The organism is Pseudoalteromonas fenneropenaei (assembly GCF_042643375.1).
GTDB lineage: Bacteria > Pseudomonadota > Gammaproteobacteria > Enterobacterales > Alteromonadaceae > Pseudoalteromonas > Pseudoalteromonas fenneropenaei.
Map to the genome: position 1 here is coordinate 15,765 of NZ_JBHRSD010000031.1, position 24,987 is coordinate 40,751.

Below are 24,987 nucleotides of genomic sequence, written 5' to 3' on the forward strand. Positions count from 1 at the left end.
ACTGATAGCCTTATGAAACGACAACTCTCCGTACTTGCCTGCACTATAATACCGCTTATTTATGCCCCACTAGCTTGCGCCAATGCCGAACAAGGCTTTGAAACAATTGAAGTTACTGGTGATTTTCGCGCAGAAAGCCTGATGACTTTATCTGCCAGTGCGAGTGTTTTCACCCCTACTGAAGTGCAGCAACGAGGTGCTTTGCATCTAGAAAATCTGCTCAATCAAGCAGCAAATATTAATTTCACTGCAGGGGCGTCGCGTGGAAAATTTATCCAAATGCGTGGTATTGGCTTACGTTCACAGTTTGTCGACCCAATAAACCCGAGCGTGGCGCTACTCATTGACGGTATCAACTATGCGGGGCTTGGCGGTGCCAGTTTGTTATTTGATGCCGAGCAAGTGGAGATTTATCGCGGACCACAAGGCACCCGATTTGGTGCCGATGCCCTAGCCGGTGTAGTCCAGATCCGTAGCGTCACTCCAACTACAGAGCCAAGCCTGAAGCTACAGCTTGGTGCGGGCAACTATGACAGCTGGCAAGCCGGTATTGCCGCAGGTACAGGACTCGGTGAAGACACCGCCGCACGCGTCAGTTTCTATCAACAAAAAAGCGACGGTTATGTCGATAATCTCTACCTCAATCGTCCCACTCAAGGGTTAGATGAAGCCGTTGCGCGTTTTGCACTGACTAGTCAGTTAAGTCCATCACTAAACAGCCAGTTAGTAGTACACGCGATTGATATCAATAATGGCTACGATGGTTTTACCTTAGATAATAGCCGTCATAGTGTTGCTGACCAGCCGGGTCAAGACAACCAAGACAGCGTCGTATTTAGCTTAACTAATCATTTTACCGGCGCCGAGCTGTTTGATCTTAAGCTGACTTTAACTGGCTTAGATGCCGATATGTTGTATAGCTATGATGAGGACTGGGTATGTAATGATGCCAGCCAAGCCACTTTATGTAGCGCAGGTTTGCATGATTGGGGCTACAGCTCAACTGACAGCTATGAACGTGAACGTGAAGACATCAGCCTAGATCTACAATTAAGCGGCAAACAACATAATTGGGTGAGTGGTTTTTATCTGCAGCGCCGCGATGTGGACTTGACCCGTCAATACACTTGGCTTGCCAGTGACTTTGACTCGCTCTATCAAGTCGATAACTTTGCCCTTTACGGCCAATATATCACCGCACTGAGTGACAAAACTGAGCTTATTACCGGTCTGCGTGCTGAGCACTATGCTGGCGACTATCGCGATAGTTATCTCAACGACCTCTCCACCGATGATACTATGTTCGGCGGGAAAATTGCCATTGAACACCAAGTGTTACCAAAAACCATGCTCTACACTAGCCTGACTCGAGGGTTTAAAGCCGGAGGCGTTAACAGCGAAGCCTTGGCAAAAGCCCAAGATGAAGGGTTAAGTTTACCGGCCGACAAACAAAGCTTTGCCCCAGAATACCTCTGGAATGCTGAGTTTGGGGTGCGTGGCGTGTCGTTAGACGACAAACATCGTTTACGCCTGACGGCATTTTATATGTACCGTGAAGACATGCAGTTAAAAGCATGGAAAGTACAAGACCAAAAATTCGCCGGCTATATTGATAACGCTGATGGCGGCCGTAGTTACGGGTTAGAAATCGAAGGTCGTTATGACTTTACTAGCCAATTTGCGTTGAACTATAGTCTTGGCTACCTAGATAGCAAGATCAAAGGTTTTGTCAGCCAAAGCGGACTAGATCAAGAAGGTCGTGCACAAGCACAAGCGCCGAAATATCAATACGCGCTGACCGCTTACTACGCCATCGACAATAACTGGTTATTGAATATCGGGGTAGAAGGTAAAGACAATTATTACTTCTCTGATAGCCACAATTCACAGGCGCCAAGTCAGAACTTAGTCAATCTCGGCGCCAGCTATCAAGCCGCCAATTGGTCAGTAACTGCCTATATGCGTAACGCGCTGGATAAAGATGTGCCAGTACGTGGCTTTGAGTTTGGCAACGACCCACGCGATGAGTATGCCACTCATACTTACGTGCAATGGGGCGAACCGCGAGTTTGGGGTGTGACCTTTAAATATGAGCTGTAAATCGCAGCTTTAGTTCAAGCACAAAAATAAAACGGCGCGAAAGCGCCGTCCTTATTTGGTTTGCAAAACACCTTAAGGGGTCTTAAGCATTAAGCCTCAGGTAAATTGCGACCGTAAAACACCTCTTGGATTTCACGGCTTAACTTTTGACGAATTTCGTCTTCTTCTGCCGCACTTAAGTCGTCTGTTGTGACACCGAATAAATAGGCATTTAAATCCGTATTCTTCAACATCATCTTAGTGTGGAAAAGATTTTCCTGATACACATTCACGTCCATCATCTGATAGGCTTCTTTGGTATCTTCCGTCATATAATTCTGAATCGAATTAATCTCATGATCGATATAGTGTTTGACACCATTCACATCACGAGTAAAGCCACGCACCCGATAGTCGATAGTAACCACGTCTGATTCCAATTTGTGGATCAGGAAATTTAACGCTTTCAATGGCGAGATCACGCCACACGTCGATACTTCGATGTCAGCACGGAACGTACAAATGCCATCATCTGGGTGAGATTCTGGGTAAGTGTGAACGCAGATATGGCTCTTATCCAAATGCGCTACAACAGCACCAGGTAACGGTCCTGGCGTTTCATCATCAACGAATGAATCGCGATTTTCCACAGGCTCTTCTGATACCAGAATGGTCACACTGGCACCTTGTGGATCATAATCCTGACGCGCAATATTCAAGATATTGGCACCGATAATATCCACAACTTCTTTTAAAATATCAGTGAGGCGGTCAGCACTGTACTGCTCGTCGATGTACTCAATGTACTCTTGACGTTGCTGTTCAGTCTGAGCGTAGCAAATATCGTAAATACTGAAGCTTAAACTTTTAGTTAAGTTGTTAAAGCCGTGGAGTTTAATTTTGGTGAAGGGCTTGCTCACGTTCAATCAACCTTATAACATAATCTGCTTTGCAGAACCAAAAGTTCGCGGATTTTATACGAAAACGCCCGCTCAACAAAGCCTTATTTTCCCACGGTTTCCACAACTTCGAAGCTATGTGTAATTTCGACTGTTTTATCAAGCATTAACGCCACCGAGCAATATTTCTCCGCCGACAACTGTACCGCTCTGTGCACGTGATTATCACTGACTGCCTCGCCTGTCACCACAAAATGCAGATTGATTTTGGTAAATACACGCGGTGCACTTTCAGCGCGTTCGGCACTGAGTTTAACTTCAACGCCAGCCACTTTTTGTCTGGCTTTTTGTAAAATACTCACCACATCAACTGACGAACAACAGCCAACCGACATCAGCACCATTTCCATCGGGCTTGGCGCAGCACTGTCTTTACCTGCATCAAACACCACATTATGACCTGATGCCGAACGACCTAAAAACGTATCCCCTTCAACCCATTTTACGCTTGCGTGCATGTTATTTTCCTCTTAAAACTTAAACACCGCGCCTGCGAAACAGGCACGGTGTAGTTACTGCGTAGTGTAATTAATGATATTTATACTGCAGAATCAAAGAGATTTTTCACTAATCCTGCAAAATCTTGAATAAATTCGCGTTGCTCTTCCGTTACTGGTTGATCCGTTACGCTAGATAGCACTTCCTGCAAGTCATACACTATGCCATCCACTTCACGCACTATCATGCTGCGTTGCTCAGTGGACAGCTCAGTGTGTTGTTCACACAAGCGGATCACTTGCTCAGCAATGACATCTTCAATGAGTTCCATAACGGTTGGCGCACCAGGTTTAACCACGCCAGGTTTTTCAAACAAGGTCAAATTGAGCGTCAGATACATCACCAATTCGTCGTACCCTTGTTTATCCAGCACCATAGTTTTTCCACCCAAAAGAGTTAATACCGCTTCTTATGATTTAAGCAGAAACTGATCTTGATTGCTACTTTTGCGCGTTGCAGCATAAAAAAAAGCAGTCAGAGTGAAACTTTGACTGCTTTTTCATAACATTAACTTAGGCCACGCCCCAGTATTAGTCGATACTTAAACCCGGACTTAACGTTGCTGGCAGTACTACTTTTTCCAGCTCAACCGAAGCGACTGGGAACGCACAATAATCTGCTGCATAGTAAGCACTCGCTCTATGGTTGCCAGAGGCACCGATGCCACCAAATGGTGCAGCACTAGATGCTCCTGTGATAGGGCGGTTCCAGTTCACGATACCCGCGCGAATACGGCGCAAGAAATAATCGTAATCTTCAGCGTTGTCACCCAATAAACCCGCTGACAAGCCAAATGCCGTGTCATTGGCTTTTTCAATCGCCGCATCAAAATCACTGTAACGGAACACTTTTAACAGTGGTCCAAAATGCTCTTCATCTGGGTAATCGGTGACGTTGGTACAATCAATAATACCCGGTGTCACAAACCCAGTGCCTACTTGGTGAGTGAGAGGTAATAAGCTTACCGCGCCTAAATCAAGCAACTGCTGCTGAGCAGCTACCATACCGGCAGCGGCACGCTCAGAGATCATCGACCCCATAAAAGGCTGCTGCTCTGCATCAAAATGACCCACTTGAATCGCTTTGGTTGCACTCAACAGCTTTTCAAGGATTGCATCCCCTGCTGCGCCAACCGGTAAAAACAACTTGCGCGCGCAAGTACAACGTTGACCACTAGAGATAAACGCAGACTGGATAATATCGTGTACTACCGCTTTGGTGTCGGCAGCATCTTTGACGATGAGCGGGTTATTACCACCCATTTCAAGCGCCAGGATTTTGCCCGGCTGACCTGCATATTGTTCATGCAGTAAATGACCGGTGCGTGATGAACCCGTGAAGAATAAGCCATCAATCCCACGGTGTGACGCCAGTGCTTTACCAGTATCGACTTCACCTTGCACTAAGTTCAGTACGCCCGCTGGTAAGCCCGCTTGTTGCCATAATTGTACCGTCAGCTCTGCAACCATAGGAGTCAGTTCTGATGGTTTGAAAATAACGGTGTTACCAGCCAATAATGCAGGCACGATATGGCCGTTAGGTAAGTGGCCTGGAAAATTGTATGGACCAAACACCGCCACGACGCCATGGGCTTTGTGACGAATAAACGCACGCCCCTGTGGCATTGGGTTTTCAACCACGCCAGTGCGCTCATGGTAAGCTTTTTCAGAAATGGCGATTTTACCTATCATAGCTGCCACTTCGGTACGCGTTTCCCAAAGTGGTTTGCCGGTTTCACGGCCAATCGCCATCGCCAATGTTTCACTGTGTTCTTTTAGTAGTTCCGCAAAACGTTGTACGATAGCCAAACGCTCAGCAAAAGGACGGTCGCTCCACGCAAAAAATGCGCTGCGCGCCGCTTTTACCGCTGCGTCTACTTGCTCTTTGGTCGCAGCTTGTGCTGACCAGATTGTTTCGTTGGTTGCTGGATTTAACGACGCAACTGCTGCGCCGTTTCCTGCAAGCCACTGCCCATTAATAAATTGTGCAGTATGTGTTGTCATAATTCGCCCCTGTTAGATGGTTGCGATGGTGAGCGTATCACCTTCTTGTACGAGTAGCGCCTCGGCGACAGCAGGAGAGATAACAATCTCGTTGTTATCTGCTGGCAGTACCAGTTCCAAAGCCATCGCGCGATAGTCTGCCAGTTTACCATTGGCGACCATGTAAGCGGAACACCCTTGTGCCGGGGTTTCGGTGTTGGCGATTTTTACCGTGCGTACCTGCGCTTCACGGACGCTACGAATATGGTCGACATGTGCTTCAACCGTCGGACCCGCGTCAAAAATATCGACATAGCCATTAAAGACAAAGCCTTCACTCTTAAGCAGTTCAATCGCTGGACGGGTATTTTCATGCACTTCCCCCACCACAGCTTGTGCTTCTTTACTCAATAAATTGACGTAAATTGGGTATTTTGGCATCAGCTCAGCGATAAACACCTTTTGGCCTATGCCGGTGAGATAGTCAGCCGTCGGAAAGTCCATAGAGAAGAAATGCTCTTCGAGCCATTTCCAGAACGGGCTATTGCCGCTCGCGTCCGACACTCCGCGCATTTCTGCGATAACAGTATCGGCAAAACGCGCACGATGCTGTTTGATAAACAGAAAACGCGATTTGGACAGCAGCTTGCCATTGTATTTTTGTCTAAACCCAGGACGCAGAAATAGCGTACACAGCTCGGTTGCACCGGTGTAGTCGTTACATAAGGTGAGAATATCCACCGCTTTGTAGACGTTCAAAGTGCGCGATGAGTGGATCACCTGTGACAAATGGTAATGATAAAAGGCATCGTCCATCCCTACCGCGGCTTCAATGGCCGATGTACCAACCACTTCACCGCTGTCGGTATCTTCAAGGACGAACAAATAGCCTTCATCGAATGGCTTGTCCGTTTCTTTTGCAAATGACGCCACTGAGCGGGCAATTTTGTTTTTTAACAGCTCTTCATTCACTGGCAATGAGGTAAAACCATGACCAGATTCATGGGCTATATTGAGTAACGCTGGAAAATCAGATTCACGGATTGGGCGAAGAACTAACATGAGCTCGCTTACTCCCCACAGTTAAAAGTGATATTAGGGTGGGATAATCCCACCCGTTTTAAATCAGTTACTTATTTGCCGCAACAACAGCAGCAACGGCTTTTTCGAAGCGTGCCATGCCGTCACGAATATCTGCTTCTGGAATAACCAGAGACGGTGCGAAGCGGATCACATCTGCCCCAGCCACCAATACCATCAAGTTTTCATTGATAGCAGCAGTTAAGAAATCTTTTGCTTTGCCTTTGTAGGCATCAGTAACCACAGCACCAATCAATAACCCTTTGCCGCGGATCTCGCTAAATACCGCATATTTGTCATTAATTGCCGAAAGTAACTCACGGAACAGTACTGCTTTTTGCTTTACGCCATCCAGCACTTCTTTGGTGTTCACAGTATCAAATGCCGCTTCTGCAACCGCACACGCCAATGGGTTACCACCGTAGGTTGAACCGTGCGTACCCACTTTTAAGTGTTCTGCCAGCGCGGTAGTGGTTAACATCGCACCAATTGGGAAACCGCCTCCCAGCGCTTTGGCCGAAGTCAGAATGTCCGGTGTCACACCTAGCCCTTGATAAGCATAAAGCTCACCCGTACGGCCCACACCCGTTTGCACTTCATCAAAAATTAATAGCGCATTGTGCTTATCGCACAGCGCACGTACACCTTTCACAAATTCAGCTTCAGGTGACACGATACCCCCTTCGCCTTGTAACGGCTCCATCATTACTGCACAGGTATTGTCAGAAATAATGGCTTCAAGAGCGCTTAAGTCGTTGTAATCAACATGCACGATATCGGCTGGTTTTGGTCCAAAACCGTCTGAGTAAGCAGCTTGACCACCGACACTCACAGTAAAGAAAGTACGGCCATGGAAGCCCTTGTAGAAAGCAATGATTTGCGATTTTTGTGCGCCAAAACGGTCTTGTGCAACACGACGGGCTAATTTAAGTGCCGCCTCGTTTGCTTCTGCGCCTGAGTTAGCAAAATACACTTTTTCCGCAAATGTCGCATCGACCAATTTCTTCGCTAAACGTAAGGCAGGCTCATTGGTCATAACGTTAGATAAGTGCCAAAGCTTTTCACCTTGCTCTTTTAAAGCCGCAACCAAGGCCGGATGACAATGACCAAGACAGTTCACCGCAATGCCGCCTGCAAAATCAACATACTCACGGCCTTGCTGGTCCCACACGCGTGACCCTTGGCCGCGTACTGGGATCACTGCCGAAGGGGCATAGTTAGGTACCATTACTTGATCAAATAATTCGCGACTGACTGACATCTTATGTTCACTCCTCTTGGCTGGCTATTACCGTGTCCTCATGCTTATCAGTAAAGCACTGATAGCGTGATGCGGTGAATATTTTTCAGCTCACTCGCACCCACGGCGCACTTTTTGTTCTGCCATTATTTCAGAAAAAAATCCCTTTGTCTCATAGAAAACTTTCATGGAGCCTTTGATTTTCAAGGGGTTGAGATAGATTTTCAACAACAGTGAATAACTATGAAAGGTGATGAATAAAAATTTACTGAGGGCTTACGAGTGCTTAGCTGATATCCCTAATTTTATGCAGCACTCGCAATGATGAATGAATAGTCGTAAAAAATTTTTTAATTAATCGTCAGTTGTAAGGTCTGATAGCTACATTTTGCCAACTTATCTAACGCATCTGGACCGATATCAAGGTAATCAAACCAAATCTTCACTTCGTCTGGCTCAATTAGGTTATTCTCTTTTAGTACCAAATATTGCGCATAGCCTTGTGCTTGTTTAAGCACTTGGGTGAGCGGTAATGGATCTGCCAATGGCTCACTATTAGGCAAGTAATGTAGGGCAAACTGTTCCATCACCGCAGAAAACGGCAAATAGCGAAAGCCCATTTTTTCTATTAGCTGCTTTGACAACTGCATACTGTCGTACATTAATAAGTTACGTAAATATAAAGCGTCAGGCTGCAAGCCCAACAGTGCAGTATGCAGATCCTTTTTATTGTTGTCGCGAGCTATTTGTACCTTATTTTGCCACACCGCTTCAAAAGTACGTAAATACAACCGCGTCGCCGCGATTTTGCCTAAATCAAGCAACATTCCGAGTGTAAAAGCTTGCTGTGGGTGCACACCTTGCAGCTCTGCCAGTTCACGAGCAGCGATGGCCGTCGACATAGATAAATCCCGCAACTTGCGCTTTAACAATGGAAAAGGCTCAGTTGCATGGGGCATCCAGTGTCGCATCGCAAAGGTTGGGATCACCAATTGTAGGTTTTCTAAGCCAAGATAACGTAGCGCCAGCGCTGGAGTATCGACTTTCACCGCAGTGCTGGTACCGCGTTGCTTGCGATATTGGGGTAAATTAACCAAAGACACTAAATCACGACCAAGCCAAGGTAGGTCATTCACCAAAGGTTCCAAGCGACTGACGGACGCGGATTTAACCGCCAAAATATCTAAAATAGTTGGTACGGTATCCTGAATGCCGACCACTTCTTGGTAAAGATTGTCTAAGTCTTCACGTTTTTTGTTGATGACGTTTTCTATCACTTGATGCAAATGACTACTGGCTTTAGCAATGTACTTAAGATGGCTGGTGTTTTGTTGCTGACGTTTCGCCGACGCGGCAATTTCTACCTCAAGCAAAGTACGTTGTGGCACATCCTCACCAAAGTTCAAATCAAAGGTATGAATATAACCTATCTGCTGTTGCGCAAAACTGTGACTTATCAGTAAATCATGGGCGCGCTGCGCCAGAGCTTGCGCCATTCTTGCTTGGCGGATGTCATCTGTCATGTGACCCGTGTCTCTCTTATTCTTGCTGCGCTGGTAATATCCGTACGCTTGTGTGCTCTCAAACCTAGATGGTTGCGGTCATGCCAGCCAAAATTATAAATCGCTGGGGCTTGGACTGCATCATAGCAGATATCATCCAAAACCATTAATTTACGCGGACACTATGCAATAAATCGAACTAATTAACTTATAGGTTAGAAGCGGCGTAGAAAGTTAGCAAGTAGTTCAATACCTTGTTCCGTTAAGATAGCCTCGGGATGAAATTGTACCCCCTCTAAAGCTAAGTCTTTGTGTAACAAGCCCATAATTTCGTCTTGTTGGCCCTCTGCGGTTTGTGTCCATGCGGTGACTTGCAAACAGTCAGGTACACTTTCTGGAGCAACAACTAAAGAGTGATAGCGACACACCGCAAAATCCCTGGGTAAACCTTGAAACATGCCTTGATTGTTGTGATGTAAGCGTGAGGTTTTACCATGCATCACTTGCTTGGCTCGCACCACTTGCGCCCCCACCGCTTGGGCAATGGTTTGATGACCAAGACAAATACCAAGAATAGGAAATTCACCTTTGAGTTTTGCCACCAGCTCAAGGCTGATGCCTGCTTCATTGGGTGTACAAGGGCCGGGTGATATCACAATATGGTCGGGTTTAAGTGCGCGAATATCTTGAATAGTAATGGCGTCATTACGTTTGACGAGTACGTCCTGATCTAAGCGCTGAAAATATTGTACGAGGTTATAAGTGAAAGAATCGTAATTATCGATCATTAATAGCATAGAATTTACCACTAAAAAGCCAGGCATTGCCTGGCCTTAATTCTAACGACTATGGTCTTGGAATAAATCCTAGTGCATCATAAACCGCTTTTAATGTAACTTCAGCGCGGGCACTGGCTTTTTCTGCACCTGAACGCATGATTTGGTTAAGCATAGCTTGGTCTTCACGGATCTCACGAAAACGCGCTTGGATAGGCTCTATCATCGCAACCACGGCATCTGCGGTGTCTTTTTTCAAGTGACCATACATTTTGTCAGCATAGTCTGGCACAAGCTCTTCAATCGAGCGTTTAGTAGCAACAGAAAGCAAGGTCAGCAGGTTTGACACACCTGGCTTTTCTTCACGGTCAAAATAGATCCGTGCTTGTTCATCAGAATCTGTCACCGCTTTTTTGAGTTTTTTCTCAATTTGCTTGGGCTCATCCAACAACATGATGTAGCCATTTGGGTTGTCGTCTGACTTCGACATTTTCTTCAATGGATCTTGCAAACTCATGACACGCGCGCCAAATTCTGGAATATACGGCTCTGGAATTTTGAACACCTCACCATACAGATTGTTAAAGCGAGTGGCGATATCACGGGTCAATTCTAAGTGTTGCTTCTGATCTTCCCCCACTGGTACTTGATCAGCCTGATATAATAAAATATCAGCAGCTTGCAGCACAGGATAAGCAAATAAACCAACGTTGATGTTATTGGCATTTTTCGCTGACTTGTCTTTAAATTGGGTCATGCGGTTAAGCTCGCCCATTTGTGCATAACAGTTTAGCACCCAAGCTAACTGTGCATGCTCAGGCACTTGCGATTGCACAAATAAAGCGGCTTTTTGTGGGTCGATGCCACAGGCTGCATACAAAGCGATGCCATCTAACACGCGATTGCGAAGCACTTCAGGCTCTTGGCGAATGGTAATGGCATGCAAGTTTACTAACATAAAGAAACTGTCATGATCTTCTTGCAACTTAAGCCACTGGTTAATCGCACCAACATAGTTACCAATTGTCATACCACCGGTTGGCTGAATGCCGCTTAACACTACAGGTTTAGTCATGATGTTCCTTTATGTTTTGTCTATTATCGCTGGGTTAAAACAGGGATTATATCCAAGAATCCAGCGAAGAGGTACTTTGGATTAAATTCTGCCAGATTGTAGCCTTGATGATAACCATAACTCAATGCTATGGCAGGCACCCCTGCACGCTCTGCAGCAATTAAGTCACTTTTTGAGTCGCCGACCATATAGGCCTCGGCAGGCTCCACTTGCAATAGTTCACACGCACGCAATAATGGCGCTGGACTGGGCTTTTTTTCCACCTCATCGCCACACACCACAACGTCAAAATAACTACGTAAATGCAGTTTTTCAAGCAACTTATCGGTAAATACCCGACCTTTGTTGGTCACCAGCGCTTTGGGTAGGTGCGCAAGTGCCGCAAGACCGATTTCGACATGTGGATACAACACCGCATACTCGCCAACAAGCTCGGCATAATGTTGTTTAAAACGTGCTTCTGCATCACTGATTAGTGACTCAGAAAGTTCGGGATTGACCTCTACATCACCACTTAAACCACGTTTGACCAACATTTCAATGCCATTGCCAACCCAGCTTTCTACCTGAGCATGGCTGACTACCGGAAAAGCAACCTCGGTCAATGTGAGGTTAAGTGCCATATACATATCCATGGCACTTTCCACTAGCGTGCCGTCTAAATCAAAGATGACCGCTTTGATACTCATGCCGAAACCTTAGCTAATTCTGCACGCATTTCTGCAATCACTGCCGCGTAATCTGGCTGACTAAAAATCGCCGAGCCTGCCACAAACATGTCGGCACCAGCGGCTGCTATCTCAGCAATGTTGTCGACCTTGACCCCACCGTCGACTTCTAAGCGAATATCACGCCCTGAAGCATCAATGCGAGCACGCACTTGGCGCAATTTATCTAACGTTGCAGGAATAAAACTTTGCCCACCAAAACCCGGATTGACCGACATAAGGAGAATTTGATCAACTTTATCCATCACATAATCAAGATAATGCAGCGGTGTGGCCGGATTAAAAACTAAACCCGCTTGGCAGCCATGCTCTTTGATCAGCGCGAGACTGCGGTCAATATGCTCGCTCGCTTCCGGATGAAAAGTAATGATGCTAGCACCCGCCTTGGCAAATGCTGGGATCAAACTGTCAACCGGCTTAACCATCAAATGCACATCAATTGGCGCTGTAATGCCATAGTCCCGTAGGGCTTGACATATCATAGGGCCAAAAGTCAGATTAGGTACATAATGATTGTCCATCACATCGAAATGCACTACATCAGCGCCCGCCTTGAGGACGCGCTCAACATCTTCACCAAGACGCGCAAAATCGGCCGATAATATGGAAGGTGCGATTAAAAAAGACGACATAAAAAACCCTTTGAACGACTACTTGTGCCCCATACTCTACAGCAATCTCTCAGCAGACAAAAAATTTTTCCGTGCTGTGGTTTTTGTTGTGCTAGGTCAAGGTAATATTTTCCATTTTGAGGTCGGGAAAAGTTTGTTTAATGAGCAATCCTTGTGTATCATTTACGAATAGCCAACTTGGGTGGAGTGGTATTATGACACGCTTAAAAACACGGATGCTTTTTCTTGCTGCTGGATTGACGATTTCAGCTGGCGTGGTGTCGTTCGACCGAGAAGAGTCTAGCTTATTGGCACAGGCTAGTTGTAATTGCCAACAATCCAATACTTACCTAAATAATCAAGCCTGTGACATAGAAACTCGTACAAGTTGGTTAAACTGGCTATCTGGTAAGAGTAGTAACGCTCAGTTTCACTACCTAGATTTGCTAGAGCTGTTAATAGGTGGCGATAAGGGTAGTAAAAATACCCAAATTACTTCGCAATTCTAGCGGTTGGCGTCAATGCGCTGGCTCAGTGTGATGCAAAGCGTGTTAGCAGCCATGTTTGGTGTACAAAGTGACGCTAAACGCCACCAGGATTTCACAGCGCCTCATCCCTTGCCTTATATTATTTTCGGTATAATCTTGGTCGTACTGTTTGTACTGGGTTTGGTGTACCTAGTCCAGCTGGTACTACCCAATTCACTTGAGCAATAGATAAAAACCCGCCTGTCTATCCTCAGTTCATTTAAGTTTATTTACGCGTGTTTGCTTTGCAATCCATATTGCCAAGTACATTGAACCAATAAGGCTTTGCAGTTGTAAGTGACTAACGGCCTGCTTTAGCGCGATATAGCGCCATCAATTCATTAACGTGATTACGGCTTTGCCCTTTGGGACTAATGGTACGCTTGACTTGAATTTGATCTAAGCTGGCTTGTTCGTAAATCTTGCGCGTCCATACTGTATCGTGATTGGAAATCAGCACAGGCGTGTTGTGTGCAAAAGCCGCCTGTTCAGCCAAAATCGCCAAATTAGCTTGATCGTCCAAAGTAAACCCCCCCTTAGCGTAAGAGGTAAACGACGCAGTTTTGCTGAGCGGCACATAAGGTGGGTCGCAATACACTACCGCATTTTTTGGCAATGCGGTGAAGACCTGCTCGTAACTCAAACAAGTAAAGGTTGCCCGCTGCGCTTTAGCTGCAAAGGCATACAATTCTAATTCAGGGAAATAGGGCTTTTTATACTTACCAAACGGTACATTGAACGCACCTTTAAGATTGTATCGACACAAACCGTTGTAACCATGACGATTCATGTATAAAAACAAAACCGCACGCTCATACACATCAACGCTGTCATTAAACTGCTGGCGATAGCTATAGTACGCATCGGGGTGGTTATTTAAGTCCACAAACAAGCGTTTGGCATCGCTGACAAACTCTTCCGGAGCGTTTTTTAGCTCTTGATAGAGATTGATTAAATCTGCATTGATATCGTTCAGAATATAATGCTTGAATTGTGTATTCAGAAAAACTGAGCCCGCACCAACAAAAGGTTCGACTAAAGTATCGGCATCCTGATTGGCAAAACGTAAACGACTGGCAATATCTTCAACGAGCGCATATTTGCCGCCAGCCCATTTTAAGAAGGCGCGAGTTTTTTGTGACATGGCTTACTAATTTTTCTTCGAATTGCGCGATTCTACACTAAAGCTCGCGGATTACCGAGCTGTCGCCGTGATTTCTTCTTGGATCTGCTGCACTTTTTTATAAAACGGTTGATTCTGTTTAATCTCTTGCGGTAACTGCGGCAATGCCGCTTTTGCTGTGGCGAGTGTGGCAAAATCACCATACGTCACCACCCACCACTGCGTGCTATTACGTTGCCGACGGTATACTTTTAACGCTAGTGCTGGATATGCAGCAATCAAAGCTCGCGCGTCTTTTTCATCCGTTACCGCCATCAGTTGTATGGTCCAATGTGATGTCGCAAGCGCCATAAACCATTTTGCATCGTCCAAGCTGTCAGGTCCTGACTCAGTCACTGGCATGCTAGGTGGTGTTTGCTCCAGCGCTTCAGTGATCAGCGCTGAAGATGTTTCTGGTGCAGCATCGCTCGCTGCAACTTGCTGCGTTGTTTCTGCCTTTGCTTGCTGGCTAGAATCATTGCTAATGGCAGGCGCAGAACTTAACGCGTCACTGCGCCCTTCCAGCGCGGCTGCGATACTTTGCACGTCGTTACGCATATTGTTAAGCGTTGTTGAAGGATGTTGGGCTGGCTGCGTGGTATCCGTTTGCTCGACCGCAGCTGAGTCAGTAACCTCAACTTTAGCAGTCTGTTCAGGTGTATTAGCGGGATCTTGCTTAAGCCAATCTGGGGCTGTCACAGTAGGCGGCGCTTCAGAAACTGGGCTTTGATTATCATCAGCAGATTGAGGCGATGGCACGGCGACTGGGTTAGTATTACCGGGGATAAAGGACTTAAGTTCCTTTTGATACAGTAACCCAATTGCAATTGCGCCCATTAACGCCGCGCCTATCAGGAGATGCCAATGCCATTTCACCGTCGTTTTTGGCCGCAGCTCTGTGCTATGCTGCTCTGCCTGCCAAGCGAGCAACAACGCAGGGTTACCTTGGGCAGAGGCCAAAAACGCCTGATATATAGGGTCTTCAGCCATGGGTAAATCTTTAAAGTACCAGCTCATTAACATCTGGCTTTCACGTGCCGATAGCGGCTCAAGATGAATATCCAATGCGCCTTGCACTGTTCCAGCACTTTGTGAAGCAATCAGAATATATAAGGTTTCTGGGGACTGTTTGGCGAGCTTGTTAAGCTCTGCGACCATTTCTTCCGATAGGTGCCGACCACCATCCAACACCCACAAACACGGACCATGGCCTTGGCCTCGTTGCAGCGCATAAAAGTTTTCACTGAGAGAGCGAGTGTGATCCACCAAAGGAGCACGAAAGCTATGTTCAAGCAGCGCATGCATCAGCTCATTATCGCTCATACTGGCACTGACATGGACAAATGCTTTGTTAAAATCAGGATATTTGTCGGTGATAAAGCTCTCTAGCAAGTAGCTTTTACCTAATCCTGCCTGACCGACTAAGTTAATGAGGTTTTGGCCATACTCGAATTGAAGCGCAATTCTTTCAACCAAGGCCGCCCGACTTGGTAAAATCTGCGCTAGCATCAGTGCCCTATTAGCGTAACTAAGGTCTCGTCGCTGACATCGTCCACCAACGCACACCGGCCAAACTCAGTAGGCAGAATAAAGCGTATTTTACCGCGTTGGTTCTTTTTGTCTTTGCGCATATGGCGAATAAAATCATCCGCACTCATCGAACTTGGTGCCGCCGTTGGCAAACCAAAAGCTGCGATCAGCGTGATAATTTCATGCACCTGCTCTGCACTTAGCGCGCCACGCATTGCAGCCAGCCTCACAGCTAACACCATACCTGCTGCAACCGCTTCACCGTGCAACCAATTACCATAACCTTGCTCAGCCTCAATGGCGTGACCAAAGGTATGACCTAGATTAAGCAGCGCACGTAAACCACTTTCTTTCTCGTCTTGCCCGACTATTTCCGCCTTGATGGCGCAGCAGCGGTAAATAACGTCAATCAGTAACTCCGGGTGTAATTGCTGCAGCGCGGTGCGATTGGCACTTAACTCACTCAGAAAAGCCGCATCGTAAATCAAACCGTATTTGATCACTTCAGCCATGCCTGCCGCAAATTCACGTGCTGGTAAGGTTTTTAGGGTGTCTGTATCAATAAACACCGCTTGCGGCTGATAGAATGCACCTATCATATTTTTGCCAAGCGGATGATTCACCGCGGTTTTTCCACCCACAGAAGAATCTACCTGTGACAATAGTGTCGTTGGCAATTGAATAAATGGCACACCACGTTGATAACAAGCAGCCACAAACCCTGTTAAGTCACCAATTACACCACCACCTAACGCGAGTAAGCAGGTATCACGACCGCAATTGTGCTCAAGCAAAAATGCATTAATCCGCTCAAACCACTCGAGGGTCTTATATTGCTCACCATCAGGAATAATAAAGTGCAACGGCTCTAATGCGCTTAATTGGTTTAGTAAGACTTTGAGATATAAAGGCGCAACGGTTTCGTTGCTGATGATAACAGGGCGATTTTTGCCGATATAATGCAGCAATCGCCCAGTGTCTTGAAGTATCGACTGTCCAATAAAGATGGGATAACTACGCTCGCCTAAATCCACGGTTAACTCAAGCATCGTCATCCCTCCTGTTACTGCATTAGTCTATTAGAATCCAAGTTTTTCAATGATTTGATTAGCAACGGCTTTTGCACCTTGCTCATCAGTACGCACCACAATGTCTGCGATTTCAGAGTAAAGCGGGTTACGTGTTTCCGCCAAACGCTCTAACACTTCACGCGGTGCTTCCTCAGTTTGCAACAAAGGACGACGTTTATCACGTTGCGTACGAGCCACTTGCTTTTCGATTGGCGTTTCAAGGTATACCACAATGCCGCGTGCAGATAACTTGTTGCGAACATCTTTACTCAGCACAGAACCACCGCCAGTAGCTAATACTATCCCCTGTAATTCTGTTAGGTCAGAGATCACCGCCTCCTCACGTTGACGAAAGCCCTCTTCACCTTCAATGTCGAATACCCACGCGATATCCGCGCCAGTACGACGCTCAATCTCTTGGTCTGAATCAAAGAATTCAAGGTGCAATGTCTCTGCAATGTGACGACCAATTGTGCTTTTACCAGCCCCCATAGGGCCAACTAGAAATATATTACGTTTCTCAGCCATATCTTTTTAGTACAAACGAACTCTAAAATTTAACTAAAACCCCGCCTAACGACCTGGCCCCAAAAATTAAGGAAGGGATTATCTCAGCAATGGGCAACAGATTTCAAGCCCAATCGCTTAAAAAGCAACAATCGTCTACTTTAGGTTTTAGCAGTTAATGGTAATTATAACCCTTCGTGTAAAATCTTGGGGGTTACGAATATCAGCAATTCTTTTTTCTCGTTGAATTCACTGGTGTTACGAAATAACGCTCCAACATAAGGCAAATCACCCAATAATGGTACTTTTTTCACGGCATTAACGATTTGTTGTTGGTAAATCCCACCCAATACAACCGTTTGACCGTTTTCAACCAAAACTTGCGTTTGAATTTTCTGGGTATTGATCGCCACTGCTGACCCCGTCGGCGTTTGTACCACATCACCACGCGTATCTTGAGTGATCAGTAAATCCAAAATGATTTTGTTGTCAGGTGTTATCTGCGGGGTCACTTCCAAACTTAACACCGCCTTTTTAAAGGTGACGGTTGTGGCGCCACTAGAAGCAGATTCAACATAAGGAATTTCCGTACCTTGCTCAATCCGGGCTTTCTTTTGATTCGCTGTGGTAATACTTGGACTGGCGATGATCTCGCCTTTGTTTTCTGTTTCAAGTGCCGACAGCTCTAAATCGAGTAACGTTCCATCTGCCAGTTTGGCCACATGCATCCCGATACTGCCCGCAGGTGAAGCCACTGGCAAGTTGACATTTAGGCGGTCAGTAATAGCTGGAATAACCCCATTTGAAAGCTGATTAGCACCAGTTAAAGTGCCCGCAATCGCATCAGAGCCTTGTTGGTCGCTAAAGCCCCAGCGAATACCTAAGTCTTCTTGGACATTATCGCGTACCGTCACCATGCGTGACTCAATCACTACTTGCTTCACAGGCACGTCTAGGGTTTCCACCATACGTCGCACACTTTCAATAGAGCGCGCAGTGTCTTTAATGAGTAACGTATTGGTACGCTTATCTACAGAAACACTACCTCGGCTACTCACGATGCTGTTGACATCGGTTTTCAACAAGTCAGCAAACTCTTCCGCTTTAGCATAGTTAAGCTGGATATATTCACTGTATAGTGGCTCAAGTTCTTCAACTTGCTTTTTCGCCTGCAACTCTTTAGCTTCGCGCGCAGCCAATTCCTCTGAAGGTGCGACCATCAAAATCGTGCCTTCGGTGCGTTTGTCTAACCCCTTAACACGTAACACGACATCCAGCGCTTGATCCCAGGGCACCCCATCAAGACGCAAAGTGATATTACCGCTTACAGAGTCACTGGTCACTAAGTTAAAGTTGTTGGTATCGGCGATGATCTGTAACACTGAGCGGATTGGAATATCTTGGAAATTTAAAGTAATAGGCTGACCTTGATAGTTCTTCTTTTCACCAAATTGGCTCGATCCGCTATCCTTTTCCACACTCAGAGTGAAGACATTTTCCAATTGTTGATAGTTAAATTTAAATGCCGCATTAGGCTCTATCACTAATCGAGTTTTGTTGGCTTCGCGAAATGTCTCAACTTTGCTCACCACAGTACCGAAATCCAACACATCTAATTGATATAACAAGTCATCTGGAATACCAATATGGTGGAAATCAGCAAAAATTTTACCGCCGCGCTCTTGCACATCCACTGCCGCTTGCGATGACTGCAAAAACACCAGTAGCTGAGCTTCACCGCGCTCGCCACGACGGAAGTCGATAGATTGCAGCATATTCATATAGTTATTATTTGCTGCGCTTTCAGTGCCACTCACCACAGGCTCTGCTGCCACAATCGGCTGATCGGAAACACGTAAGTAAAAGAGATTATTTTTCACTTCCGTTTTGTACAGTTTTAACGCGTCCATTGCTATGGTTACTTTAAATCCGTCAGGGATCATTTCACTGCTAAGGCCTTTAATGCCTGCTTTATTGATCTCTAACTGCTTCAGGCTTTCTTCAAATTCAGCATCTTTGAAAACCACTTCAATACGTGCAGGCTGGTTGAGCACATTCACACTTGGCGCTTGTGCTAATTGCTCGTCAAACACCAGTTGTAACTCAGTTTCGTCCGCGAGGATAGGGTTATAACGAATGTCGTATAGCATTGGGACAGCCAAGGCGTGCAAAGACCCGCCAAGCAAACTGCCAGCACAAAGCAAATGTAGCGCACGCTTGCCGACAGTGAATAACGTATGTTCCATTTTTGACCCTTTATTATTATTCACGATTCCCACTCTCCACCGCTTCCAGCATTTCTAGTTTCGTTAAACGCTCTTTCCAACAGCCGGTGCCGTCTGGGATTAACTCTAACAATTCGAGGTAATCGGGATAAACATTGATCACTTCACCATGATAAAGCCCAATATAATTACCTTTTCTTACCCGATATAGCGCCTGATCTGCCGTTCTAATCAAAGCCCAGCGAAGCCCTTCTTTGGCTATGGTACCTTTCATAGCAAGGTTATCTAAAGCATACTTTTCCAATGGATCACGCAATCTATCGGGATCTGGGTGTAAACAATTTTTCACCTGTACTATGTTGCTCTGGATTACTTCCGGCTCAGGCAAAACAAAGGGGCTACGCAACTTTCCAGCAGTATACGGAAAATGTTCGAAATCAGCCATTTTTGGCATCGGCTCGACGTTGGGCACTGCACTGGCTTTAACCTGATCGATAAATTCTTTCTGCTCGGCAGTGTTGTCGTTACACGCGCTGAGCAAAAAAGCACTGATCATAATAAGGCTGGCTCTCATCAACGTTTCGGCTCCTTCTGCTCATAACGATAGGTTTTTGCCACTACGGTGAACAGCAACTGATTGTTGGCCGCGTTTTCGATTTTAAAATCGTGCAAACTAACAATCCGTGGCAACTGCGCAACTTTACTGACAAACTCACCAAATTCGTGATATTGCCCAACCACTTCTACGTTTATCGGCAGCTCGGTATAAAATTCTTTTTTAATTTCCGGCAACCAGCCAATCTTCAAAAACGTCAAACCACTAGTAGTGCCAACATAAGTAAGGTCGTCCAATAGCCCAGGTGTTTCATTTGAAGTGGGTAATTTACGCAGCAATTGTGAGAACTCTTCTTCCATTTGCTGCATTTGCTTACGGTACAATTCAAGATTGGTCGCGCGAGCGTACTTAATCCGATAAGCAGTGCGTAACTCTTGTTCTTTTTTTTGCGCTTGGTCGTAACTGCTGATTTCACTGGACACTAAGGTACTAAAACCTAAAATCAGCACCAGTACCACAACAAATACACCGCATAGGATCTTGACCGGTAAGGGCCAATCTCCCATGTTTTCTAACTCAATTTCGTTCCAATTTATGTCCTTGAGTGCTTTGAGGTCGAGTTCCATCTTACTGCCTCCCGCTCAGGAAAGTTTCCACATGGGTGGCTTCACCCATATCATCATAGGCTTTGATGTAAAACAGCATGGTAAAGTCACTGAGTAGACGCGCTTGTTGTTCGCCCGCGACTATGCCTTGCAAACTGGGTTTTTCCAGTAAATAGGACGACTCCACTTGTCGCAACATAGTCGATAAGCGGTTATTAGATTCACTACGCCCTACCACTTTAATCATTCTCTCTTTGCGCTCTAAGCTGGTGAGGTATACCCCAGGCGGCACAATACGTGCAATTTCGTCGATGATCTGAGTACCTAAGTTACGATTACTTTGTAGCTCCTCAATCAATTTCATGCGCTGCTGAAGACTTTCACGCTGAGTGTTCAGCTCATTTATTTCTTTAATTTGCGCATCCAGCTGGGCAATTTCCTGATTGAGATAGGCATTTTTAATATTTTGACCCTCACGCAGCGACGCGTAGAAGGTCCCCATCAGGTACATACATAACATGGACACACCTGCGAGTCCGCTGATCACAACCATAAACCTTTGTTGTGACGCTTTACGCTGTTGTTCACGCCAAGGCAGCAGGTTTATATGTGGCATGACGAAAAACTCCTTAAAGCCAAACCTGTGGCGATGGCAAACTGCGGACGGTGGCGGTCCAACAGCGTTCTGTCCACTTTAGGGGAAATTTCCATATCGGCAAATGGGTCCGCCACGATAGTGTGGATCCCAAGCTCGTCCACCAGCAAACGTTCTAAACCATCAATAGAGGCTGTACCACCCGTTAACACTATGTAGTCAACATGGTCTTTGCCACTGGTGGTCATAAACATTTGTACTGCTCGGCGGATTTGCTGAATTAATGCGGTTTGAAACGGTGCTAACACTTCAAAAGTGTAGTTAGGAGGTAAATCTCGCGTTGTTTTACCCAGTTCAGCTTCATCATAGGTTTTGTTGTAGTAGGCGACGATGCTATTGGTGTACTGTTCGCCACCAAATACTTGGTCACGAGTGTATAAAGTTTTACCGGATTGGATGACACTCACTAAGGTGATAACCGCACCGATATCAATTACCGCGACGATTTTATCGTAAGCATCTGAGGGCAATTGATCGTAAATCACATCTAATGCACGGCCAAGGGCATAGCTTTCAACATCCACTACTTTGGCTTTCAGCCCTGCTTCTTCCAAAGCGCCTGCACGCGCTTCGACACTCTCAGTACGGGCGGCAGATAACAACACGTTCATTTTTGATGGGTCTGCCTCATTGACCGCAAGTTTCTCGAAATCTAAGCTTACTTCGTCTAATGGATATGGGATGAGACTATCGGCTTCAATCGCAATTTGCGATTCCAGTTCAGCATCGGTTAAACTGACATCCATGAAGATCACTTTAGTGATCACGGTTTGACCTGAAACTGCCACAGCAGCGTAATTAACCGATTTTGGAATGCGTTTTCGCACTTTAGCAACAACGCGACCAATGGCTTCAATATCTTGTATAGCACGTTCGACCATAGCCCCTTTTGGAATAGGTTCAATAGCGACGGCATCAAGGCGATAACCAGAGTTTGTTTTAGCCAATAACACAGCTTTGACACAATGTGAGCCGATATCAATTCCCACCATGATGGCGTCTTGTTTTCTAAATAGCTGACTAAACATACTAAATCGCTCTGATCCTTTGCTTTATAAGTGAACGAAGTATAATGGTATTATGCACCGGATTTTTTCATCAACAACCGAGATATACTAGCAGTGTCTGCCCATAATTGGGAGTCTAACTAGGGATAATTCCGTGAATTTATTAAAGAGATTTTTACTTTTTAGCGTCTTTTGTCTTAGTTTTGCCGTCATTACGCTACTAAGCCTTTATTATTATCTTAAATCCGATATTCCCAGTGTCGCGGTACTGAAAGATGTGCAACTCCAAACTCCGATGCAAGTCTTTACAAGAGATGGCAAATTAATCAACCAATTTGGTGAAAAACGCCGTATTCCAGTGAAAATTGCCGATGTCCCTAAACCGCTTATTCAAGCTGTGCTTGCTACCGAAGACAACCGCTTTTATGAGCATTATGGCATAGATCCAATTGGCTTGGTGCGTAGCGCCCTAGTACTCATTACCACAGGCGAGAAAAAACAAGGTGCCAGTACTATTACCATGCAAGTTGCACGCAACTTCTTCTTGACCCGTGAAAAATCCTATATCCGTAAAATTAAAGAGATTTTCATTGCTATTCATATTGAGCAAATGCTGAGTAAAGATGAAATTTTAGAGCTGTATTTAAATAAAATAGAGCTTGGCAATCGCGCTTTTGGTATCGGTGCAGCTGCCCAAGTTTACTATGGTAAGTCGCTGTCTGAACTCTCTTTAGCGCAAATGGCGATGATAGCAGGTTTACCCAAAGCGCCATCAGCACTTAACCCTATTCGTAACCCTCAGCGTGCCGAAGTCCGTCGCAATGTGGTGTTAGGCCGGATGCTGAGCGAAGGGTACATCAGCAAAGCCGAGTTTAATCAAGCAACGCAAGAACCAGTGAGCGCACGCTTACACGGTGCTGAAATCGAACTCTACGCGCCATATATTGCGGAAATGGTACGCTCTTATATGGTCGCGCAATACGGTGAAGAAGCTGCCTATAACAATGGCTACAAAGTTTTCACTACCGTTGAGTCAGACATCCAAGCTGCCGCGCAACAAGCATTAATGAATAATTTGCATGACTACGATGAGCGTCATGGCTACCGTGGTCCTGAACGTCGCTTATGGTCACCGGATATTGACACCCCACTATCACGAGAAGATATTTTAGCAGCGCTGAACAGCAGCAATGAGCTGGGGCAGTTAAAAGCCGCCGTGATCACAAAAGTGCAAGAGAAACAAGCCAGTGCCTTGCTTAAAAACGGCGAGACTGTAGTGTTAGAATGGCAAGGGATCGGCTGGGCGCGCGCCTACATCGATGATAACCGCCAAGGTGATGCGCCAAAGCAAGCCAGCGAAGTGCTCGCACCGGGTATGCAAGTATGGCTGCGCCGACATCAGCAGCAATGGTATTTAGCCCAACTGCCTGCTGCATCCAGTGCACTCGTATCGCTCGACCCGCAAGATGGAAGAATTAAAGCGTTAGTTGGCGGCTATAGTTTTGAGCAAAGTCAGTTTAACCGTGCTACGCAAGCAAAACGCCAAGTTGGTTCGAATATCAAACCGTTTATCTATTCTGCGGCGCTTGATCATGACTATACGCTTGCCACCATAATCAACGATGCGCCTATCAACCACTGGGATAAAAGCCAAGGTGTTGCATGGCGACCGAAGAACAGCCCTGAAGTATACGACGGCCCAATTCGCATTCGTCGCGCACTGGCACAATCGAAAAACGTGGTCTCAGTGCGGTTATTACGTGGTGTAGGACTTGATAGAACCGCCGACCATTTGCTCAAGTTCGGCTTTTTAGAGCAAGACATTGTTCGCAGTGAGTCGCTAGCGTTAGGTAGCGCGGCCATCACGCCGCTAGAATTGGCACGCGGAATGAGCACCTTCGCAAACGGGGGGCATTTAATTGAGCCTTATTTTATTAGCGAAATTCAGGATGCGTTTGGCAATGTAAAGGCGACCTCAACGCCTTTACTCGCCTGTGATGACGCAATGCAAGAAGACACGCCAACGCAATGTGCGCCGCGCGTGATCTCAGAGCAAAATGCGTTTTTAATTGCCGATGCGATGTATAGCTCCATTTGGGGCGGCGGTAGCTGGCGTCATAAAACGGGTTGGAGCGGTACTGGATGGCGCGCACAAGCATTGAAACGTAAAGATTTAGCAGGTAAAACCGGTACTACCAACGATGCCGTTGATACTTGGTTTAGCGGTTTTAACCGCAATGTTTTGACCACAGTCTGGGTAGGGTTTGATGATGCAGGCAAACCACTTGGCCGCACAGCCTATAACTCAGCATTACCGCAAAACCAATCTTCTGGAGCAGAATCTGGCGCCCATACAGCTCAGCCTGCTTGGGTAGACTTTATGCGCGTTGCGCTGCAAGCTGAGCCACTTGCCCCTATTGAACCACCGCCGGGTTTAGTATCTGTGAGGATTGATTTAGCTACTGGTTTGCTGTCTGAGCGCAATGACCATACCAGCCGCTTTGAATATTTCCTGCCAGAAACCCAACCCACTAAATTTGTGCTCGACAACGACGCTAATACGCCATTTGAAGCGCCACTACCCTCTACAGGCGAGCTGTTTTAAGCGCGAGC

General features: G+C 46.1%; 24 protein-coding genes. 4 read left to right on the forward strand and 20 right to left on the reverse strand.

From position 1 onward, the window contains the following. The first annotated feature begins 12 nt into the window (after positions 1–12). Complete coding sequence (locus ACFOEE_RS16510; protein ID WP_377126783.1) at positions 13–2,100, forward strand: TonB-dependent receptor; 2,088 nt, start codon at positions 13–15, stop codon at positions 2,098–2,100. A gap of 89 nt (positions 2,101–2,189) precedes the next feature. Here the strand turns inward: ACFOEE_RS16510 and speD are convergent, their stop codons facing one another. The 11 genes from speD to rpe form a co-directional block, all read right to left on the reverse strand. Further along, positions 2,190–2,999 (reverse strand): adenosylmethionine decarboxylase, encoded by an 810-nt coding sequence (speD, locus tag ACFOEE_RS16515; protein ID WP_377126786.1) that lies wholly within the window; start codon positions 2,997–2,999, stop codon positions 2,190–2,192. An 83-nt stretch (positions 3,000–3,082) separates the two neighbouring features. Further along, positions 3,083–3,496 (reverse strand): OsmC family protein, encoded by a 414-nt coding sequence (locus ACFOEE_RS16520; RefSeq protein ID WP_377126789.1) that lies wholly within the window; start codon positions 3,494–3,496, stop codon positions 3,083–3,085. A gap of 80 nt (positions 3,497–3,576) precedes the next feature. Further along, on the reverse strand, positions 3,577–3,912 hold the full coding sequence (locus ACFOEE_RS16525; protein ID WP_377126791.1) for a DUF3802 family protein: 336 nt from the start codon (positions 3,910–3,912) through the stop codon (positions 3,577–3,579). Between the two features lie 154 nt (positions 3,913–4,066). Then, positions 4,067–5,539 (reverse strand): succinylglutamate-semialdehyde dehydrogenase, encoded by a 1,473-nt coding sequence (gene astD / locus ACFOEE_RS16530; RefSeq protein ID WP_377126793.1) that lies wholly within the window; start codon positions 5,537–5,539, stop codon positions 4,067–4,069. A 12-nt stretch (positions 5,540–5,551) separates the two neighbouring features. Next, positions 5,552–6,580 carry an arginine N-succinyltransferase gene (astA, locus tag ACFOEE_RS16535; protein ID WP_377126796.1) on the reverse strand — a complete coding sequence of 343 codons (1,029 nt, stop codon included), beginning with the start codon at positions 6,578–6,580 and terminating at the stop codon, positions 5,552–5,554. 67 nt (positions 6,581–6,647) lie between these two features. Then, on the reverse strand, positions 6,648–7,859 hold the full coding sequence (locus ACFOEE_RS16540) for an aspartate aminotransferase family protein (RefSeq protein ID WP_377126799.1): 1,212 nt from the start codon (positions 7,857–7,859) through the stop codon (positions 6,648–6,650). Between the two features lie 329 nt (positions 7,860–8,188). Next, the gene (locus ACFOEE_RS16545) at positions 8,189–9,361 is read right to left on the reverse strand and encodes an HDOD domain-containing protein (RefSeq protein WP_377126801.1); all 1,173 of its coding nucleotides are present in this window, start codon (positions 9,359–9,361) and stop codon (positions 8,189–8,191) included. Between the two features lie 194 nt (positions 9,362–9,555). Continuing rightward, positions 9,556–10,137, reverse strand: a complete 582-nt coding sequence (locus tag ACFOEE_RS16550; protein ID WP_377126804.1) for an anthranilate synthase component II — start codon at positions 10,135–10,137, stop codon at positions 9,556–9,558. Between the two features lie 49 nt (positions 10,138–10,186). Beyond that, complete coding sequence (gene trpS, locus ACFOEE_RS16555) at positions 10,187–11,191, reverse strand: tryptophan--tRNA ligase (RefSeq protein ID WP_377126807.1); 1,005 nt, start codon at positions 11,189–11,191, stop codon at positions 10,187–10,189. Between the two features lie 23 nt (positions 11,192–11,214). Next, on the reverse strand, positions 11,215–11,880 hold the full coding sequence (locus ACFOEE_RS16560; protein ID WP_377126810.1) for an HAD-IA family hydrolase: 666 nt from the start codon (positions 11,878–11,880) through the stop codon (positions 11,215–11,217). Next, complete coding sequence (gene rpe / locus ACFOEE_RS16565) at positions 11,877–12,551, reverse strand: ribulose-phosphate 3-epimerase (RefSeq protein WP_377126813.1); 675 nt, start codon at positions 12,549–12,551, stop codon at positions 11,877–11,879. The genes ACFOEE_RS16560 and rpe overlap by 4 nt, the downstream gene beginning before the upstream one ends. Before the next feature lie 194 nt (positions 12,552–12,745). Here rpe and ACFOEE_RS16570 point away from each other — a divergent pair, with 194 nt between their 5' ends. Then, positions 12,746–13,039 (forward strand): hypothetical protein, encoded by a 294-nt coding sequence (locus ACFOEE_RS16570; protein ID WP_377126816.1) that lies wholly within the window; start codon positions 12,746–12,748, stop codon positions 13,037–13,039. Between the two features lie 12 nt (positions 13,040–13,051). Continuing rightward, the gene (locus ACFOEE_RS16575; RefSeq protein ID WP_377126818.1) at positions 13,052–13,246 is read left to right on the forward strand and encodes a DUF2970 domain-containing protein; all 195 of its coding nucleotides are present in this window, start codon (positions 13,052–13,054) and stop codon (positions 13,244–13,246) included. Positions 13,247–13,358: 112 nt separating this feature from the next. Here ACFOEE_RS16575 and ACFOEE_RS16580 read toward each other — a convergent pair whose 3' ends face one another. From ACFOEE_RS16580 to ACFOEE_RS16620, 9 genes are all read right to left on the reverse strand, one after another. Next, entirely contained in the window at positions 13,359–14,201 is an 843-nt protein-coding gene (locus ACFOEE_RS16580) for a Dam family site-specific DNA-(adenine-N6)-methyltransferase (protein WP_377126821.1), read from the reverse strand. Between the two features lie 51 nt (positions 14,202–14,252). Then, entirely contained in the window at positions 14,253–15,728 is a 1,476-nt protein-coding gene (locus ACFOEE_RS16585; RefSeq protein ID WP_377126824.1) for an SPOR domain-containing protein, read from the reverse strand. Next, positions 15,728–16,798, reverse strand: coding sequence for a 3-dehydroquinate synthase (aroB, locus tag ACFOEE_RS16590; protein ID WP_377126827.1), 1,071 nt, complete (start codon positions 16,796–16,798; stop codon positions 15,728–15,730). Before aroB ends, ACFOEE_RS16585 begins: the two co-directional genes overlap by 1 nt. A 30-nt stretch (positions 16,799–16,828) precedes the next feature. Next, a complete protein-coding gene (aroK, locus tag ACFOEE_RS16595; protein WP_377126830.1) occupies positions 16,829–17,347 on the reverse strand; it encodes a shikimate kinase AroK in 519 nt (172 codons plus the stop codon). Between the two features lie 164 nt (positions 17,348–17,511). Next, the gene (pilQ, locus tag ACFOEE_RS16600) at positions 17,512–19,572 is read right to left on the reverse strand and encodes a type IV pilus secretin PilQ (protein WP_377126833.1); all 2,061 of its coding nucleotides are present in this window, start codon (positions 19,570–19,572) and stop codon (positions 17,512–17,514) included. A gap of 16 nt (positions 19,573–19,588) precedes the next feature. Continuing rightward, complete coding sequence (locus tag ACFOEE_RS16605) at positions 19,589–20,128, reverse strand: pilus assembly protein PilP (RefSeq protein WP_377126836.1); 540 nt, start codon at positions 20,126–20,128, stop codon at positions 19,589–19,591. After that, complete coding sequence (gene pilO / locus ACFOEE_RS16610) at positions 20,125–20,733, reverse strand: type IV pilus inner membrane component PilO (RefSeq protein ID WP_377126839.1); 609 nt, start codon at positions 20,731–20,733, stop codon at positions 20,125–20,127. Before pilO ends, ACFOEE_RS16605 begins: the two co-directional genes overlap by 4 nt. A 1-nt stretch (position 20,734) precedes the next feature. Further along, positions 20,735–21,328: a PilN domain-containing protein gene (locus ACFOEE_RS16615; RefSeq protein ID WP_377126842.1), complete on the reverse strand. Its 594-nt coding sequence runs from the start codon at positions 21,326–21,328 to the stop codon at positions 20,735–20,737. Continuing rightward, complete coding sequence (locus ACFOEE_RS16620; protein WP_377126844.1) at positions 21,316–22,395, reverse strand: pilus assembly protein PilM; 1,080 nt, start codon at positions 22,393–22,395, stop codon at positions 21,316–21,318. Before ACFOEE_RS16620 ends, ACFOEE_RS16615 begins: the two co-directional genes overlap by 13 nt. A 133-nt stretch (positions 22,396–22,528) precedes the next feature. Between ACFOEE_RS16620 and ACFOEE_RS16625 the strand changes: the two genes are divergently transcribed. Next, complete coding sequence (locus tag ACFOEE_RS16625; protein WP_377126846.1) at positions 22,529–24,979, forward strand: penicillin-binding protein 1A; 2,451 nt, start codon at positions 22,529–22,531, stop codon at positions 24,977–24,979. Positions 24,980–24,987: the final 8 nt, after the last annotated feature.